This window comes from Methanomicrobiales archaeon HGW-Methanomicrobiales-1 (genome assembly GCA_002839675.1).
Lineage (GTDB): Archaea > Halobacteriota > Methanomicrobia > Methanomicrobiales > Methanospirillaceae > Methanoregula.
The window spans coordinates 68,631-85,875 of record PGYM01000001.1; the positions used below are offsets into that span (position 1 = coordinate 68,631).

Here is a 17,245-nt window from a genome sequence, read left to right on the forward strand (position 1 = left end):
CAATTTTTCTCATTCAAAAAAATTCACCTTTTTAAGAATTCTCTCTTCTTGTACTTCATTATCGAGGAAAAACCGGCACGCCGGAAAAATTTTTGACCATATCTGCATTCTGGCAGGGTTTCCGGGGGCTGGATGGGGTAAACTTGGGGGCTGGTTTTTGCCTCGATTTCCGGGCCATTGGCAGCCACCGGGCGAGGGTGTTTCCGCTCGTATTTTGGCAATCGGGGTGATTATATGACTTATTTTTTGCAAGGGTTGGAAAGGAGCTTTTTGCGGGGTTTTTGATAAGAGTAGAGTGGGTGGAAATGGGAAACGGAGCCCTTATTGGGCTTATTTGCCCTCAGTGCATAGACCTTTTTCCGTGAAAGACTTGAGTTAGGCGATATGAATGACCTATGATCCTGGGAAGTATTCTTGGTGATAGGCAAAACGGGGACGTTTAAGATACTCACGGTGTAATAGTAAATTCAGAACATTGTGCCGGGTATAAATTGATAACGAGATCGCGAAATGGATATCACCGTTGAAAAGCTTATCGAAATTCAGGTCAGAGCTATCAGGAAGAGCACCAGCCCTGAAGATTTTGGATTTGAGGGAGTGATCCGGGATCACGGTACTCTTGACTTTATTGTCAATGGGGGAAAACGGAAAACCGATACTGTTCGTAAAGCTGCGTGGTTTTTGTTCAAAATTACTACGGAACACCCATTTTTTCAGGGTAATAAACGGACCGCTCTACTAACGGCACTTCTTATTTTGAAATTAGATCCAATGGCATATCAGATAAACTGTTCCAACGAGGAAATAGCCATGTTTGTTGAAAAAGTGGGACAGTATGAAAGTTCGCTCGAAGAAGTCGAACAATGGATAAGAAAAAAAATAATTTTGTGAATTAGTGCCGGCTCAGTATGTCAAGAGCCAGACTGTACCTGCTCATTGATTCATCGAGAGCATGTAACTCAACGGGCGAGAGTGCCCCCCCAATAGTATCAGGGTTCATCACGCATTGCTTTGGGACGGAATAAATTTCGCTCACGCCAACAAGGGTGGATTTTCCCCATGTGAAATGGGGAAGAGCTGGCGCTTCACAGATTAAACTCCCTGATACCTGCTGCCGGTAAGGACCTACCGACTTTAACATCTCCTGTTCGTTATCGGTGGTATCAAATCTCGAGTACTGCATTTTATAACCCTCCTTTATGCTTGATTGATGGTTTTCCAGCTACTTGAAATAGGTGCTACATTGATATTAATGTTCATATCTGGCATCCTCATTGCAGATATTTTAAGTTTTGTCTTGAATTCACTTCTAATCCGGCTGCTCTCAACTGCTGCCTGATACAGTTCATATTCAATCGGGTTAACCTTGGTGACTTTTACATGCTGTTGCATGATTTGTTGGAATACCTGGTTGGCCATTTCCGGGGGAAGATTTCCCGGCATGTCAATACTAGGAATGGCACAGATCTGTGGGCCTATGACCGGGTCGGTCATTAGAATTTCCAGAGGATTGAATGGAGCATCGCATTTCATATCGTGCTGCATATCCTCCCAAACGTGCCAGATGACTTCTTCAAGGTTATCTGGGGCCTCAATGATATTGAGTCCAATGTTTTTTGCCTCGCTTCTTCCCACGGGATACCCGTGATGGTAGAAGGATTTGTTGAGCGAATCGGAGATTGCCTTAACCTTGTTTTGATCGCTCATATGCAGGCTCAGTAATTTCTGGCCGAGTGACGATGCAAGGTTAGAGCTCCTTTTCGCTATTCCGATAGGGATAGCCCCGACTTCCTTGCAAACCAGCTCGAATGCCCGCTCTTTTTGTTCCTGGTCTGAAATCCCTACGTCATTGCAAACAAAATCTATGAAATGCGACAGGTCCTCGGCTCCGAAATTGATCTGTTCCTGCACTCCAGGTTTTCCCGGTACGTTTCTCTGGCCGGAAAGTTGCGGGTCCACGGGACCAAGGTTTGAAAATGGGTGCATTACGATATCGTCAGCTCCGAGAGCGACAAGTGTTGCAGCGCTGTATGCCTGGTACGGGAGTAAGACGCCGACTTTTTTAAATCGTTCCCGGAGCAAGCTGATAATCCGCCAAGATACCACGGGATCACCCCCGTTGCTGACAAGTAAGAGATCGACATCTGTTTTTTCTTTGGGGATTTTATTGATCTGTTTGCAGAATTCCGGGATGACGTCGGCGGCCATAATTCCCGCTGCATTCACCCGGGAGCTTGTGATGTAGGTGATGAGCGGCCGCCCGCGTACTTCTTCGATTTTGTTGTAGAGGGTGACCCGGTTCTCATACGTCATAGTGTAACGCTAACCTTTTTAAGCATATTAAAGTATTGAAAATCACCCGATTTGTTTTTTCGTATTATCAATTTTGATTTCAGAACAATCTATGTAAAAAAAATAGAACCGATCATTTCATCCCCTGACCCCCGCAATCATCCCCACCACCTGCGCCAGCACCACCCCCGCCATCGCCACGAACAACGTCCAGAACACCTTCCGGACCTGCTCATTCTTCCCGAACGCCTCAATCACCACATCAACATCCGCCTTCATCGCCCGCTGGATCAGCTTCGGCAGGAACACAAACAGCGGCAAAAATAGGACCGCAGCCCCGGTGAACGCGAGCGTGATCTCCGCCCGGCCCGCCAGGAAGATTCCCAGTGGAAGCGCAAATATTCCCGCCAGCAGCGCTGCCATCCCGACCTCGCCGAACCAGAAGTAATGCCGCTTCTCCGCGTAGTTCGATTGCTCCGCCTCCGTCAGCGCAGACAGGTCGAAGATGCCGAGCGTGTGCAGCATTCCGTACCAGGCAGCGTGCGACTCCTCCGGGTCCGCAACGAGCCCGAGGAAGAGGATCGCGATCGGCACAATGAGGAGGAGAAGGGGGAGGTGGGCCAGGACCATGACGGCCCCCAGCAGGATGCCGGCACCGCAAATCGCGGCCCGGGTCTGCATCTCGTTCTCAAACATCCTTCCCGCCTCCCGGCACGATCGTGATCTCGAAGACGGGGCTCGTGTACCCGTGGTTTGCCGGGCTGAAGTCCCGGATCCTTCCCCGCTGCCCGATCTTCCGCCGTGCGGTACAGATCCGGACCGTGTGAGTGCCCGGCGACCGGGGATAGACCCTCCGGCCGTCAAAGTCACGCATCTCTCGGAAGTCCGGGATCTCGAACCAGTGTGGCCAGAAGCGGATACCACGCGGAAGATCCGTTCCGCGTTCCAGGTCCTGCAGCCACATCGGTGTCAGGTTGTCGTAGCACAGATCGATGATGAGATCTACATCCTCCAGGTCCGGGTTTAAGTCCAGCTCGTAGAAGATCGGGTTGCGCCGGACTTCGTCGACCGTGAGCGGGGTATCCCGGGTGAGCGGTTCGAGGCCGCTGAGGGTGCCCCGGTACAACCCGACCACGGTTGCGACCGGCTGCATTCTCGTATCAGGTATCGCGTTATCAGATTCCATGATAGTCCTCCTTGTGGTGTTCGTACTCGTTCCGGAGTTTTCTGAACTCCTCGACGACTTCGTCATATTTGCCGATCTTCTGGTAGATGGCAAACAGCAGGGGATAGATCGGGAGCACGGCTCCCAGGATAATCGCCAGTATTTCGGTTTCCATAATGGCCCTCCGACAAAAAGACGAGCGGACCGGAAAAAATGAGGGACCGGGGGTCTCCTCCCCTCCGGGCCGGTTCGTCTGACTCTGATCAGGCAAGTGCCGGGACAGTGTCTGCCCAGGTCTCGACCTTTGTCCGGATGCCATCGTCCGAGTACGAGGTGATGCTGATCTTCTGCCGGGAGAAGTTGACCTGGTAGATCTCACCGTTCGGGTCGTGGCACCGGACCGTTGCACTGTAGAGTTCGTTGTCGGTATCGCGGTACGGGGTGCCCCCGTGGGATGTAGCAAGGGCCGTGTTGGCGAGGATTGCTGCTGCTCCGGCATTGAATCCGGCAATGGTGATGAACCGGTCCGACAGGGTGCCGACCGTGTTTGCTTCAGCGTCCTGGTACACGATCTTCACGGTGTACCCTTCGCGGGTCTTTTCTACCGGGTCGTGGGTTTCCCCGGCGGTCATGTAGGCTACACATGCAAACGGGTTGTCGGTGATGACCGACTGGACAATCGAGTTGAAGGTCGCTACGTCTGCTATCGGTTCTGCAAGGTTGCGAACCGCACTCTTGGTTACGGTGCTCTGTACGAAATCTGCCATGTTGGTTTCCTCTGTTTTTGTTGTGCTCTGTCGGGAGGTTCTGAAATCTCCCGTTTTGTCGCGGGGCCCTTTGACATACCAGTATAGGTTTTAATCGGGTATCGGCGTGACTGAATCCCGCATTTTTTCAGAAAAAAGGACTTGTTCTGTGGAGGACTGCGCGAACCGGGCCTGGTTGGCCGCCCGTTGTCGTTTGCCAAAATGTAACTATGGGAACCGGTTGCCCGGGGCTCTATGTTCTCAAATTCCTGCGTTATGCATGGTTTGCGTGAATTGCCGGATTTTGTTTTATATACCCCTTTGTTTCCGGTCCAGAGATCCCACCGATAGACCAATACTATCGGGGAGGAATTGCAAATCTTGCTGATGATTACCCGTGATTATTTGAGAAAAGAATCGGGAAAACTCATTGGTTTTCTTTCAGGGCGCTCTTGGGGGCTGCGGCACCTGGTGCCTCCTCCCCCGCCGCACGGGCATCCCCCGATGTAGCGATTGCCCTCAGGAGGTTGGACTTGCGAAACGGGGGTCAAGGGGGTGCTCCCCTTGGGATGCTTCCCCCTCTGGGGGAGAGAGGGGGTCATGCTCATAATTGCGGAAGAAAATAACCGAATCGCAGGAAAAAAAAGATTTCTCCGGTGCCGAAAAAAGGAAAGTGTTGCCAGGAGCTTCCTGTACAGTTGAAAAAGAATGAGCCCGGTCAGGGACCCGGCATCTCTGCCGGTTTCGATAAGGGCTGTGGGGTTGAGTTTTTTCCCGGATTTTTCGGTGCCCTCGTCCCACTCCGGCTTTTTCCGCAGGATTTGTTTCCTGCCCCGGTTCCCGGTCGTGCAGTCCTAAGGCGGATCGTGTAGTAATGCTGTTTCGTCCGGATTACGGAAATCCGGAACATCAGTTCTCCCCGCTGCCAGATGGCCCGGGCAATGATGGCCGGTACGAGATAGAGGGGGATATCCTGTTCAACGAAGGGGGAGTTCTTGGAAAGTCTCCGGGAGATCTTTGCGGAACCGGGGCGGATGATTTTCGGGGGTGCGACCGGCCTTTTTATCGTGGGGGCTGGTCCGTACGCGGGTGGTGAATCCGGTAGTACGGGTAGAGTCACGGGAGAGACCGGGATCGAATCCTGTATGGATGCGGCCGGGGGAGCGTTGATACGGCCGGCTTTTACCGGGAGCTTCTTAGCGGTCGTGATCTCCCGGACGGAGGGTGACGAAAGGACCGGCTGAGCAATTGACAAAACGAGTCCGTGAACAGGATCACTCCTCTGCATTGCCGCTGTCAGCTGCATAGGTTCACCTTGCACTTTCCCTTGTGCTCGATCCAGATTCCCTTTGAAGCGACCGGGAGGAATTTCTTACGCGGTTTGCGCATCTGTCCGTGCCGGTTCCAGCATTCAGACATGGGAGACCTCCATGAGGCCATCGTCCAGTACTTCGAGACAGGTGAAGCGTCCGGTACTGTTCTGGATCCAGATCTCCCGGTGGGGAGCAGCAGTCGCGGTCCGGAGAGGAAAGAGCTTCCGGAGGATCTCTGCATCCTTGTGGCAGAATTCTTCGGTTGCGGGGATGCCTGGGAGGGGCCGGGTTGTCTGTTTGAGCTTGAGGTAGAGCAGCTCGGTGGTAATCCGCAGAGCCATGAGATGGGCCGGCTTATGGTGAGTGGGAAAGCAGGGCAGCATCGGCACGACTGAAAATCCCTTCTCTTCCAGCAGCGATGTTGCCGCACGCTCGATGGGTGAGAGCCTTGTTGTATTCTTCATGGTGCTTCCTCCACAAGAAGACGCACGGGTAATTTTCCTTCCGGGGGAATTTCCTGGATCCGGTCCGGCAGGATTGCAAAACAGTGATACCCGTGGTTTACCCTGTAGAGCCAGATCTCGTACCGGATCGGGGAATCCGGGCGTCGAGCCATCTCGGTGCGATACCGCAGGACGGCCCGGGTAAAGTATTGTTCCACCGTATCGATCGTGGCCGGACGGTGCGACAACTTATAGATCCGGATATAGCGCATCTCGCCGGATTTCCTGCCGGCAACGAGATAGGCCGGGGGCAGCCGCTTGTCCCCCTGCCCGTTGGGGACGATGCGGACCTCATACCCGTTCAGCCTGAGCTGTTCGCAGGCTCCCTGTTCCAGCACCGTGCAGCGGCGGCTGGTCATGATGTGGCACCCCTGTTTGCTTGCGGGTATCTGGTCTGCCCGGTCCCGACCGACCCATTGCATCCGGTACCTGAGAGATCCTTAAGTGAGGATATCTTCTGTTCAACGTTGACGATTCCTGGTACGGTGACGTGGTTGTATCCTGTCACGTCCCGGCCTGTTCCTTCATTCTCCATTCCTGGAGAAACGTTCTGCATAATGTTCACCGATCTTTGTTTTGGTATTCCCCCGTATTGCCCCGTAGAAGCGCGAACCTTTCACCTGGTTGCTCTCATGTTCCGATTTAACGCCGGTCTTTTTCCCTGGCAGGCAGAGCCCGGGCTCGTGGAGTAGGTATTTCCCCGGACTCCCGCAACAGCAGGTTCCCTGTTGGGGTGCTGTCGTGAAAGTGCGCTCGAATTTATTTAAAAGACCGGCGCCTGCCGATGTATACCAAAAGAAACGTAGTTGTGACCGGCCAGTGCAGGCCCGAAATTTCCCGTACTGCAGCCGGAGTTACGGTCCCATTTCCTGTTTTGCACAACCCGTAGCATCCCCATCAGTGAAGTGACAACGACCATCATGGTCACTAAGAATCCTGCCACGCATCGTGCACGTGCCTTCACGTACCCGGGCCGGGGTTTCTTCGTCATGATCCACTGGAGAAATTTTGCGAGCATTGCAATAATACACCGTTGGTATAATCGAATATATACTAGTTGGTGGCTGCGGGAATTTTCGTAGTTATTCTGGCTTGTATGCTGGAATCGGGGCTTTAATTGGGGCCGGATTCGTATAACCCGGAAGTACTATTATTGAACCGCTGCTATCATGGTAAGAAACGCGGACTTTTCCGGAAGATTTCCGGGAAAAAATACAAAAAAACGGGGCACCTGCCGCATGGCACGCAATCAGCCCACTTCTCAAAAAATAGGGAGATTCTTCCGGGTATGACCAGGGAATGTTTTCGTTTCTTATTTTCCCGGTATATCCATTTTTAAACCCATGTCAGAAAAATGATTCTCTTATTGGCATTTCAGCAGGGTTTCTGGAGCCCGGATTGGGTAAATTAGGTGGCGAAAAAGCCTCGGTTTAAAGGCCCGTGGCAGGCAGTGGGCGATGGCGTTTCCGCCCGTATTCGCGCATTCGGGACAATAATCGGGCCTATCTTCCACAGGTACTAAAAAAGGGGATAATCCGGGCTTTTCCGGTAGTGGCCCGGAGATAGGAGCAAGAAAATGAACCCGTATAGGGCTTATTTTCGATCTGAACATAAGATGTAACGGTGAGGTGCTTGACAAAAAGGACCGGTTCACTCCCGGACAGCACCAAATATTCTCTCTGCGATATCCGGTATCGGGATGTTGTTTGTTCTATGGGGAGTGTTCGTATTTGATCCCCTGCCGATAGTGTTTTGGCATGGTGCTTGCCTATTGCGGGAAACTCTGGTTCCTTGACTGGATGGTGTGGCTCTGTGACGACATGAAGGACGCGATTGCAGAGTACCGGATCTCGGGGATCATACCCGAAAAATAAAATAAAATAAGGTCCAGGATCCAATCACACAATTCCTTATTTTATCCTGAGCCGCTGCCCGTTCCTCATCAGGTGGACATCGTTATCCAGCGTATACCCGAGATCGCTGGCAAAGTCGGCGTAGCCTGCCGTCATCTTCATGTCGGCATGAGCAGGGATGATGTGCTGGGGCTTGAGCATATCGAGAAACTCGTAGTGGTCTTCCCGGTACGCGTGGCCGCTCACGTGCAGGTCAGTAAAAATCCGTGCACCGGCCATTTTAAGTTGCTGCTCGATAACGTACCGGTTCCCTACATTCATCGGGTTCGGGATGACATTTGCCGAGAAGAGTACCTTGTCCCCCTTGGCCAATTGATACGGGGTATCACCCGCCGCAAGCCGGGTCAGGATCGATCCGGGCTCGCCCTGGTGACCAGTGACAATCGGCAGGAACTGCTCCTTTCCCTCTTTCATCATTCGCCGCATCATCCGATCAACGGTCCTCCGGTTCCCGTACACACTTGCCGTCTCCGGGAATGAGACCAGTTTCATCTGTTCTGCGGTAACGGAATATTTCTCCATTGAGCGCCCGAGAAAGACCGGCTTACGGCCGATCTCATGGGCACATTCCGCAATGGATTTCACCCGGGAGATATGTGACGAGAACGTCGATACGATGATCGCATTCTTGTCATCTTCGAAACTGGTAATGACCTCCCGTACAAGATCCCGGGCGATCCGCTCGCTGGGGCACCGGCCCGGGCGATGGATGTAGGTGCTTTCCACGATGAGGGCAAGCACCCCTTCCTTCCCGAGCTGCCGGAAGCGGGCAAAATCCGGGGGATGGCCTAATATTGGCGTCCGGTCGAACTTGAAGTCACAGGCATAGACGATCGCACCGTGAGGGGTGTGAAGCACCGGTGTTACGGTATCGATGATCGAGTGCTGCGTGCGCACAAATTCCAGAATGAGGTGCGGGGAAATTGTATACCGCTGCCCGGCCGGGAGTGCGAAGAGCTTGTTCTTCGCATCAAATTTCTTTTCACCTGCAATCTGCTGGCGGATTAATTCCGTTGCATAGGGAGTTGCAATGATGGGCGCATTGTACCGGTGTGCAAGCTTCGGGATGGCCCCGATATGGTCCAGGTGCCCGTGTGAACAGACAATCGCCTTCACGGTGCCTTCGACCTTTTGCAGCACGGTATCGTCCGGGATCGCCTTGATCTTGATCAGGTCAAGGGAATGCATCTCGTCAACTTCCACGTCCTCGTGGATCATCAGCTGGTCGAGGCGGAGCCCCATGTCAAAAATGACAATTTCCTTTCCGCAGCGGACAGCGGTCATGTTCCGCCCGACTTCGTCGTATCCGCCCACGGCTATAATTTCTATTTCCATTCTGTGTTGTATCTCCTGAATTTTTGTCTGGTTGTATAATCTGCGGGAATTGTTTCCCGGTTTTTTTATGACATCACATGTATCGTGCGATTCCATGCGAATCAGCCGGATCAATTATCGGCCATATCCCCGGAGTAAACCGGGATACCTATCCGTTCTTGAGCCCGCTTTTAACATATCGGCGAAATTCCCTTAACGAACCGTACGGATACTTACCCGTTCCGGTAAAGGGCCTCAGGGGCCGTCACCACGAGAGCGTGGATCATCGGGATCCTGCACTGGCATCGGTGTCTTCTCCCGATGCAGTTTCTTCGATGGTATTGTTACCATCGTCCGCATGATTCCTGCACTTCATTCCCGCACAGGCCATTCCGGGTTATGAGATAATACCCGGAATTGTGTCTAAACTACATTGCGGGGCAAGCTCATCAACCTATGGTTTCTGGCAGGTATTGTGCCGGTAAATCCTTTTTCTCGTGTCAACCCCGTGCACCAAAACATATATTATTCAAAAAAAACCGCCGGGTTCCCTTGGAAATCCCTTCACTGGAACCCGGTCTGGTCCCTCATCAGCCCGCTTTTAAGAAAATCCTTTATCGAGCGTTTCCTGGCTCTCGGCATTCAGCCCGGTTACGTACACCGATTTTCCCCGCTGCTGGTACTTGTCCACCACTTTTGCAATCGCTGCTACTGCTGACTGGTCCCAGATGTGCGAGTGTGTTAAGTCGATCTCCACCCGCTCCGGATCATTGGCATAATCGAACAGATCGATGAACGCCTCCATGGTCCCGAAGAAGACCTGCCCTTTTACCGTATAGATCTTGACCCCGTCGCTCCGGACCGTGCTCGTTGCATGGATGGCCGAGATCCGCCACCCGAAGACCAGGGCTGCGAGAACGACGCCCGCAATAACACCTTTTGCCAGATCGTGGGTGAACACAACGATGGCGATCGTTATGACCATGATTGCCGCATCGCTGACCGGGACTTTTGGCAGTTCGCGGACCGATTTCCAGTCAAAGGTGCTGAGGGCGACCATGATCATGACGCCCACGAGTGCTGCCATCGGGATCCGGGCCAGCACGTCACCAAGCGCAATGATGAGGAACAGGAGAAACAGGCCGGCTACCAGCGATGAGAGTCGTCCGGTTGCCCCGGACTTGATATTAATGACCGACTGGCCGATCATGGCGCACCCGGCCATACCCCCGAAGAACCCGGTGATGGTGTTGGCGTACCCCTGTCCCTTAACCTCGCGGTTCCGGTCGCTCTTCGTATCGGTCATCTCATCGACAATCGAAGCGGTCAGGAGCGATTCGAGCAGCCCGACAATCACCAGCGTAACGGAATACGGCAGGATGATCAACAGGGTCTCGACCGAGATCGGCACAACAGGCAGGTGGAATAATGGCAGGGAACGGGTGATGGTGCCGATATCCCCGACCGTCAGCACCGAAATACCGGTACCGATGGCAATCGCCGTCATGACGACAATGGCGGCAAGGGACGAGGGGATGGCTTTGGTGAACCGGGGAAGGATATAGACAATGGCCAGCGTGCCGGCGACCATTGCGTACATCATCCATGAGGCACCGATGAAGAACGGCAGCTGGGCAAGGAAGATCAGGATAGCAAGGGCGTTGACGAACCCGAGCACAACCGGATAGGGAACGAACGTGATGAACCGCCCGACCTTCAGCCACCCTAAAATGAGTTGGAGAATCCCGGTGAGAATAGTCGCGGCGAGCAGGTACTCAAGCCCGTAATCCCGCACGAGCACGATCATGATGAGCGCCATCGACCCGGTGGCCGCAGAGATCATGCCCGGCCTGCCGCCAACAAACGCAATTATGACAGCAATGCAGATGGATGCGTACAGTCCGACCATGGGGCTGACACCAGCGATGATCGAAAACGCAATCGCTTCGGGGATCAGGGCCAGGGCTACGGTCATGCCCGCAAGGGAGTCTCCCCGGATATTGGATAGCCATTCTTGTTTGAGTGCGTGCAGATTCACAAAAAACCTCAAAGTTTCTGCGTGATAGTATTTTTTAATGATAAAAAAATGTATGCTGCTAACAAAATTCGCAGAATTTTTTCTATATTATGAACGTACGACCTTATTAACGTTCGGCAGGTTCTCCGGCCGCATCAGGCCAGAACCGGCGGTTCACGAATTCATACCGGGTGCAGGTTCGACCGGCATGAGTTGTCTTTTAGGGGGATAAGTGACGGTCATTCACCATCCCGTACCGGACAGTAGTCTCATTGAATTCGTAAACCAAATGAGCAGGTTATTTTAATGATGTATCTAAACAAGGAGCAGACAATTAATTGTGCTATTGGGTAAAGAGTAGTGAAGGATTATGATGTTTAAGAAAATTTTACTTGCAACCGATGGATCCGAGAACGCCAACCGTGCAGCCGACGCGGCGATCAGTCTTGCACAGGGACTCTCTCTCCCGTCCATCACCATCGCCCATATCGTAACCTCACCTCCGTCTGAGTCCCGCATGGTGCAGGCGAAATTCGATGTTCACTCGCTGCTCGTAGAGGAATCGCATAAAAGCCTCAGCGGAACCCTCGCCAGGTGTGACGCAGCAGGCATTACCTATACGCTGAAAGTGGCCATCGGCGATCCGGCGCAGGAGATCCTTGCCCATGTCGCAAAAGAGCAGATCGATCTGGTGGTGATCGGGAGCCGGGGGTTAGGTACGCTCAAAGGAGTACTGATCGGCAGCGTCAGCCAGAAGATCGCTCACCTTGCTCCGTGCCCGGTCTTGATTGTGAAGTGAGAGGAACCAGCAGGTTCACCCGGATGAATGACCTCCCGGTAAAATCAAGACCCGTTTATCATCATACGTTCCGATGTTGAACCACGGGGATAAGTTCGGAAATGTTTTATAATAATGAGGAAAACAGTAATCTATGAACTATCAGATATTATCTATACCCGCTAAGAAAAATTATACCGGTACTACCTCTTCTCTTCCCTGTTAGTTCAGGTCTTTTCTCATAAACCGGCAACGTCCTGATGGCAGCCGGGGCTTTTTCAGTTCCAGACACTCCCCTATCAAATGTCTGCAACAAAACCATTCCGGAAAATTCTCCCCGATCGTCATCAGTATGATCAGGATGTATTGATTTTCAACATCCAACGATTTTTGCTTGAGAATGTATTGCAGGGTTGAAAACAGCGATGAAGATGAATTTACGAAGGAAGGTTTGAATCCAACAATGGCAGAAGAAGCAACGATGAACGACGCCCGGAAGCGGTATGAGTTCAAAAAAGTCCTGGAGAATCTCCAGTCCCTGCAGGGGGATGGTACAGAATTAATTACCCTCTACATCCCGCCCGACAAGCAGATCTTTGATGTGACCAACCAGCTCAAGGATGAGTTCGGGCAGTGCGCCAATATCAAGAGCAAGCAGACAAAGGTCAACGTTCAGAGTGCCATCTCTTCCATCCTCTCGCGTCTCAAATATTACAAGCGCCCGCCGGAAAAGGGCCTTGCAGTCTTCTGTGGTACCGTTAAAACCTTTGGGGACCGCACCGATCTCCAGTGTACGATCTTCGAACCCCCGGAGCCTCTCAATCTCTACATGTACCGGTGCAGCTCGAACTTCGAGCTCGAACCCCTCAGGCAGATGCTTGAGGAAAAGTACGTGTACGGCCTGCTCGTTCTCGACAAGCGGGAGGCATACTGGGGATTTTTACGCGGCAACCGGATCGAACCGATCGGTGGAACGCACTCAACAGTACCGGGGAAAATGAGAAAGGGCGGCCAGTCGGCGGCCCGGTTCGGGCGGCTGCGGGAGATTGCTATTGACGAGTTCTATAAGAAAATCGGTGAACACGCAAGCGCAATCTTCATTGCCGAAAAAGATTATTTCGAGCGGTTCAAAGGTGTCCTGATTGGAGGGCCGAGCCCGACAAAAGAGGAGTTCGAAAAAGGGGATTACCTCCACCATGAGGTCCAGAAACGGATCATCGGGCTTTTCGATGTTGCGTACACCAATGAGGACGGGCTCTCTGAACTTGTTGATGCGGCGAAGGATGCCCTCAAGGGAATGACTGTCATCAAGGAGAAAGCCCTCATGGACCGGTTCTTAAAAGAACTGGTCAAGGACAACGGGGTTGCCGCATATGGGGAAGATAGTATCCGGCACAACCTTGAGATCGGGGCTGTTGATCTGCTCCTCCTCTCAGCAACCCTCCGCAAATCCCGGCTGAAGATCAAGTGCCAGAGCTGTGATTATACCATGGAAAAAACGGTAAATATCGAAGCCGGAAAGACCGTTGCCGACATCGCGTCCGGGAACTGTCCGAAATGCACGGCACCGCTCGTGCTTGAAGAGGAGATCGATATCGTCGACGAATTGACAAAATTTGCCGACCAGAGCAGTTCGAAAGTAGAACTCATTTCAGATGACTTTGAGGAGGGCTCAATTCTCTTTAACGCATTCGGCGGAATTGCGGCTATCCTCCGTTACAGGACGGGATACTGACATATGTTCAGCATCTACTATCTCTCCCGTATTCGTCCTTTGTCGGAAAGACCTGCCAGAAAATCGCAGAATCCCGGGTGCTATACGGTTTATCGGGTTTAAAACATCCATACAAGATTACACAGACCACAGAAACAGGGTGGAACATGGTTACTGAAAAAGACGTGGAACATATTGCGGAACTCGCCGATATCGGCATCAATACCGCTGAACTGGGAACATTTACTCACCAGTTCAATGCAATTCTTGACTATTTTGATGTGCTAGACCAGGTCAAAGGAGATATCACCGTCACCCGTGATCTCACCAATATCATGCGGGAAGATATAGTCGAACCTTCCCTGTTCCGGGATGAGGTATTGAAAAACGCAGCAGCACAGGAAGACGGATTTATCAAAGCACCACGGGTGATGTAGTGGAAACGCATGAACTCACTTTTAAACCCGATGACCGGTACCATGCATTTCTTACGGTCTGCAAAAAGGCTCCCTATGGTAAGGGAAAACTGTCCGGAATTGCCGTAGCGGTGAAAGATAATATCTCCACCCGGGGCATCGAGACCACCTGTGCATCAAAGATTCTCAAAGGCTACATTCCCCCGTATGATGCCCACGCAGTTGATCTGCTTCGGCAAGCAGGCGCAGCCATCGTCGGCAAGACGAATATGGACGAGTTCGGTATGGGCACAACGACCGAAAACTCTGCATTCGGCCCCACCCTCAATCCCTGCGATCCCAGCCGGGTTCCCGGAGGATCTTCTGGAGGAAGTGCAGCTGCGATTGCCGGCAATTTGGTGCCGATGGCTCTCGGAACAGATACCGGCGGTTCCGTCCGGTGCCCTGCGGCATTCTGCGGCATTGTCGGACTAAAACCGACGTATGGCAGGGTATCGCGTTACGGATTGATCGCATACGCAAATTCACTGGAGCAGATCGGCCCGATGGGGCGAACGGTTAGTGATGTCTCTACCCTTTTGCAGGTAATTGCCGGAAAGGATCGCCACGACTCTACCATCTATGACCGGCCATACGCCCACACGCCCGTTGCAGATGTAAAAGGACTCAAGATAGGTATCCCCGATGAATATTTTGGCGAAGGCGTAGACCCGAACGTTGCAGGAGTTGTCAGAACTGCAATCGGCAGGCTCGAAGAACTCGGCGCCACCACGGTCCCGTGCTGCATTCCCTCGATGAAGTTCTCGCTTGCTTCGTACTATGTCACCTGTACCTGCGAGGCCAGTTCCAATCTTGCCCGGTTTGATGGTGTGCGGTATGGCCCGGGTGCCGATTCGAAGAAGTCATGGCACGAGGCCTACAAGGAAGTCCGCAGTGCCGGGTTCGGTACTGAAGTACGCCGCAGGATCATGCTGGGTACCTTTGCCCTCTCTTCAGGATATTACGGAAAATACTATGCCAAGGCACAGGTTGCCCGTGAAAATGTGAAAGCCGATTTCGCCCGGATATTCTCGGAAGTCGATCTGATTGCCGGGCCCACCATGCCCACGATCGCCTTCAAATTCGGTGAGAAAAGCGATCCACTCTCCATGTACCTTGCCGATATCCTGACCGTCCCGGCAAACCTTGCCAGTATCCCGGCCATTTCAGTACCCTGCGGAAAGGTTGACGGTATGCCCGTCGGACTCCAGATCATGGGACGGCCCTTTGAAGATGAGCGCGTAATCGATGCTGCCTATGCCTACGAACAGGCGGTGAACTAAATGGCAGAAGATCAGGTCATCGTAGGACTTGAAGTGCACTGCCAGCTGGATACAAAGAGCAAGCTCTTCTGCGGGTGCTCCACTGATTACCGGGATGACGGGCCAAACACGCACGTCTGCCCTATTTGCCTTGGACTTCCCGGCGCAATGCCTTCAATCAACAAGCGTTCGATCGAGTATGCAATGAAAGTGGCAAAGGCACTGAACTGTACCGTTCTCCACGAATCCGAGTTTTCCCGGAAGAACTATTTTTACCCGGATCTCGACAAAGCATACCAGATTACCCAGTACGACAAGCCGCTCGCCGAAGGCGGCTATCTTGAGATCGAGAGTGACGAGGGTGGGGAACGGCGCATCCAGCTCACCCGCATCCATGTTGAAGAGGACCCGGGCAGGCTTGTTCACATGGGCAATGCCGAGCGGGGCAAGTATTCGCTTGTTGACTATAACCGGGCCGGCATCCCGTTAATTGAGATCGTGTCCGAGCCGGACATGCGTTCCCCCAAGGAGGCACGGAAATTCCTCAACAAACTTCGCGCCACACTCGAGTACCTCAGCGTCTTTGACAGCGACAAAGAGGGATCGCTGCGGGTGGATGCAAACATCTCGATCAAGGGCAACGAACGGGTGGAAGTCAAGAATATCACTTCCTACAAAGGGGTGGAAAAGGCCCTTACTTATGAAGTCACCCGTCAGAAGAACCTGATCCGGCGGGGTCAGCGGATCGAACGCGAGACCCGGCACTTCATCGAATCAACGGGGATCACCCAGTCCTCCCGTTCAAAAGAGCAGGAGCACGACTATCGCTACTTCCCCGAACCGGACCTTCGCCCTATGCATGTGCAATCATGGGTGGCAGATATTGTACTGCCGGAACTTCCCGATGCACGCCGGGAGCGGTTCATGGCGCAGTACGGCTGTTCCTTAAACCACGCCCGCACCTTGACCGGGGAACTCAAACTGGCAAACTTCTTTGAAAAAGTCGTTGCAGCAGATCCCAAAGGACTCTCGACCCTGGCCGCCACCTGGATTGCCGATACCCTGATCGGCGAACTGAATTACCGCAGCATGTGCCTTGATCGTGTGGATGCAGCAGGATTTAATGAACTTGTCGGCACTCTGAAAAATGGTACTATAACCGACAAGAGTGGTATCGAGGTGCTCCGGGTCATGCTCGACCAGCGTATGAAGGACGAACCAGGTGAATCTCCCGCTGCAATCGTCTCGCGCCTGAACCTGGCAAAAACCACCGGTGACAACAGTGCGATCATCACTGCAATTGAAGAAGCAATTACAGAAAATCCCCGGGCACTTGAAGATTACCGGGCAGGAAAAGGTGGGGCGCTCAACTTCCTTGTCGGGCAGGTCATGAAAAAGACACGGGGCAAAGCCGACCCGGGCGAATTGAACCGGATGCTGGTCGAAACGCTCAGGAAAATTGAGGGGGACTGTCGTGCACCTGATAGTTGCTGAAAAGAAGATTCCCGCACGTCGCATTGTATAAATCCTTAGGCAGGACCAGATGATATGAAAAAATCCCACTGGCGGGGAAGTCTGCTCACAGAACGTGGATTCACTCACGGTATCCTTCAGAAAATCGCGGAAGTCCGGGATATCCGTTTCAGGATTTGCACGTCTTAATCTTATCAGTTCTCTATGGGATTGTAGAACTATCATGACCCGGAAAGAAAACTATTTGGTGCACAACAGACTATTCTGCATCATCATCAGGTGCTTTAAGTCCGCCTCGAA

The 17,245-nt window shown here is 52.6% G+C and carries 18 protein-coding genes; 7 read left to right on the forward strand and 11 right to left on the reverse strand.

The features are described 5' to 3' along the window. The first annotated feature begins 510 nt into the window (after positions 1–510). Positions 511–891 carry a hypothetical protein gene (locus CVV30_00365; protein PKL69863.1) on the forward strand — a complete coding sequence of 127 codons (381 nt, stop codon included), beginning with the start codon at positions 511–513 and terminating at the stop codon, positions 889–891. A 1-nt stretch (position 892) separates the two neighbouring features. Here CVV30_00365 and CVV30_00370 read toward each other — a convergent pair whose 3' ends face one another. From CVV30_00370 to CVV30_00410, 9 genes are all read right to left on the reverse strand, one after another. Then, positions 893–1,183 carry a hypothetical protein gene (locus tag CVV30_00370; GenBank protein ID PKL69864.1) on the reverse strand — a complete coding sequence of 97 codons (291 nt, stop codon included), beginning with the start codon at positions 1,181–1,183 and terminating at the stop codon, positions 893–895. Positions 1,184–1,197: 14 nt separating this feature from the next. Beyond that, entirely contained in the window at positions 1,198–2,313 is a 1,116-nt protein-coding gene (locus CVV30_00375; protein ID PKL69865.1) for a hypothetical protein, read from the reverse strand. A gap of 117 nt (positions 2,314–2,430) precedes the next feature. Next, a complete protein-coding gene (locus tag CVV30_00380) occupies positions 2,431–2,988 on the reverse strand; it encodes a hypothetical protein (protein ID PKL69866.1) in 558 nt (185 codons plus the stop codon). After that, positions 2,981–3,478, reverse strand: coding sequence for a hypothetical protein (locus CVV30_00385; protein ID PKL69867.1), 498 nt, complete (start codon positions 3,476–3,478; stop codon positions 2,981–2,983). The genes CVV30_00380 and CVV30_00385 overlap by 8 nt, the downstream gene beginning before the upstream one ends. Positions 3,479–3,720: 242 nt before the next feature. Next, the gene (locus CVV30_00390) at positions 3,721–4,224 is read right to left on the reverse strand and encodes a hypothetical protein (protein PKL69868.1); all 504 of its coding nucleotides are present in this window, start codon (positions 4,222–4,224) and stop codon (positions 3,721–3,723) included. A gap of 697 nt (positions 4,225–4,921) precedes the next feature. Beyond that, positions 4,922–5,509 (reverse strand): hypothetical protein, encoded by a 588-nt coding sequence (locus CVV30_00395; protein ID PKL69869.1) that lies wholly within the window; start codon positions 5,507–5,509, stop codon positions 4,922–4,924. A gap of 105 nt (positions 5,510–5,614) precedes the next feature. Beyond that, a complete protein-coding gene (locus tag CVV30_00400; GenBank protein PKL69870.1) occupies positions 5,615–5,980 on the reverse strand; it encodes a hypothetical protein in 366 nt (121 codons plus the stop codon). Further along, on the reverse strand, positions 5,977–6,441 hold the full coding sequence (locus CVV30_00405) for a hypothetical protein (protein PKL69871.1): 465 nt from the start codon (positions 6,439–6,441) through the stop codon (positions 5,977–5,979). The genes CVV30_00400 and CVV30_00405 overlap by 4 nt, the downstream gene beginning before the upstream one ends. A 341-nt stretch (positions 6,442–6,782) precedes the next feature. Further along, positions 6,783–7,037 (reverse strand): hypothetical protein, encoded by a 255-nt coding sequence (locus tag CVV30_00410; protein ID PKL69872.1) that lies wholly within the window; start codon positions 7,035–7,037, stop codon positions 6,783–6,785. Positions 7,038–7,172: 135 nt separating this feature from the next. Between CVV30_00410 and CVV30_00415 the strand changes: the two genes are divergently transcribed. After that, a complete protein-coding gene (locus CVV30_00415; protein PKL69873.1) occupies positions 7,173–7,358 on the forward strand; it encodes a hypothetical protein in 186 nt (61 codons plus the stop codon). Between the two features lie 571 nt (positions 7,359–7,929). Here CVV30_00415 and CVV30_00420 read toward each other — a convergent pair. Then, positions 7,930–9,267, reverse strand: a complete 1,338-nt coding sequence (locus tag CVV30_00420; GenBank protein ID PKL70914.1) for a ribonuclease J — start codon at positions 9,265–9,267, stop codon at positions 7,930–7,932. A gap of 580 nt (positions 9,268–9,847) precedes the next feature. Then, positions 9,848–11,284, reverse strand: a complete 1,437-nt coding sequence (locus CVV30_00425; protein PKL69874.1) for a sodium-independent anion transporter — start codon at positions 11,282–11,284, stop codon at positions 9,848–9,850. A gap of 352 nt (positions 11,285–11,636) precedes the next feature. On the opposite strand from CVV30_00425, the gene CVV30_00430 reads away from it, so the two are divergent. From CVV30_00430 to CVV30_00450, 5 genes are all read left to right on the forward strand, one after another. Further along, a complete protein-coding gene (locus tag CVV30_00430; protein ID PKL69875.1) occupies positions 11,637–12,062 on the forward strand; it encodes a universal stress protein in 426 nt (141 codons plus the stop codon). Between the two features lie 442 nt (positions 12,063–12,504). After that, positions 12,505–13,776 (forward strand): peptide chain release factor 1, encoded by a 1,272-nt coding sequence (gene prf1, locus CVV30_00435; GenBank protein PKL69876.1) that lies wholly within the window; start codon positions 12,505–12,507, stop codon positions 13,774–13,776. A 146-nt stretch (positions 13,777–13,922) separates the two neighbouring features. Then, positions 13,923–14,192 (forward strand): Asp-tRNA(Asn)/Glu-tRNA(Gln) amidotransferase subunit GatC, encoded by a 270-nt coding sequence (locus CVV30_00440; protein PKL69877.1) that lies wholly within the window; start codon positions 13,923–13,925, stop codon positions 14,190–14,192. Beyond that, on the forward strand, positions 14,192–15,493 hold the full coding sequence (gatA, locus tag CVV30_00445) for an Asp-tRNA(Asn)/Glu-tRNA(Gln) amidotransferase GatCAB subunit A (protein ID PKL69878.1): 1,302 nt from the start codon (positions 14,192–14,194) through the stop codon (positions 15,491–15,493). Before CVV30_00440 ends, gatA begins: the two co-directional genes overlap by 1 nt. Then, positions 15,494–16,966, forward strand: a complete 1,473-nt coding sequence (locus CVV30_00450; GenBank protein PKL69879.1) for an Asp-tRNA(Asn)/Glu-tRNA(Gln) amidotransferase GatCAB subunit B — start codon at positions 15,494–15,496, stop codon at positions 16,964–16,966. The last annotated feature ends 279 nt before the right edge of the window (positions 16,967–17,245 follow it).

What these genes read in the sequence shown, in the direction of transcription:
- CVV30_00365 (PKL69863.1), top strand. Translation starts at nt 511, where the DNA reads ATGGATATCACCGTTGAAAAGCTTATCGAAATTCAGGTCAGAGCTATC.
- CVV30_00370 (PKL69864.1), bottom strand. Translation starts at nt 1,183, where the DNA reads ATGCAGTACTCGAGATTTGATACCACCGATAACGAACAGGAGATGTTA.
- CVV30_00375 (PKL69865.1), bottom strand. Translation starts at nt 2,313, where the DNA reads ATGACGTATGAGAACCGGGTCACCCTCTACAACAAAATCGAAGAAGTA.
- CVV30_00380 (PKL69866.1), bottom strand. Translation starts at nt 2,988, where the DNA reads ATGTTTGAGAACGAGATGCAGACCCGGGCCGCGATTTGCGGTGCCGGC.
- CVV30_00385 (PKL69867.1), bottom strand. Translation starts at nt 3,478, where the DNA reads ATGGAATCTGATAACGCGATACCTGATACGAGAATGCAGCCGGTCGCA.
- CVV30_00390 (PKL69868.1), bottom strand. Translation starts at nt 4,224, where the DNA reads ATGGCAGATTTCGTACAGAGCACCGTAACCAAGAGTGCGGTTCGCAAC.
- CVV30_00395 (PKL69869.1), bottom strand. Translation starts at nt 5,509, where the DNA reads ATGCAGCTGACAGCGGCAATGCAGAGGAGTGATCCTGTTCACGGACTC.
- CVV30_00400 (PKL69870.1), bottom strand. Translation starts at nt 5,980, where the DNA reads ATGAAGAATACAACAAGGCTCTCACCCATCGAGCGTGCGGCAACATCG.
- CVV30_00405 (PKL69871.1), bottom strand. Translation starts at nt 6,441, where the DNA reads ATGCAATGGGTCGGTCGGGACCGGGCAGACCAGATACCCGCAAGCAAA.
- CVV30_00410 (PKL69872.1), bottom strand. Translation starts at nt 7,037, where the DNA reads ATGCTCGCAAAATTTCTCCAGTGGATCATGACGAAGAAACCCCGGCCC.
- CVV30_00420 (PKL70914.1), bottom strand. Translation starts at nt 9,267, where the DNA reads ATGGAAATAGAAATTATAGCCGTGGGCGGATACGACGAAGTCGGGCGG.
- CVV30_00430 (PKL69875.1), top strand. Translation starts at nt 11,637, where the DNA reads ATGTTTAAGAAAATTTTACTTGCAACCGATGGATCCGAGAACGCCAAC.
- prf1 (PKL69876.1), top strand. Translation starts at nt 12,505, where the DNA reads ATGGCAGAAGAAGCAACGATGAACGACGCCCGGAAGCGGTATGAGTTC.
- CVV30_00440 (PKL69877.1), top strand. Translation starts at nt 13,923, where the DNA reads ATGGTTACTGAAAAAGACGTGGAACATATTGCGGAACTCGCCGATATC.
- CVV30_00450 (PKL69879.1), top strand. Translation starts at nt 15,494, where the DNA reads ATGGCAGAAGATCAGGTCATCGTAGGACTTGAAGTGCACTGCCAGCTG.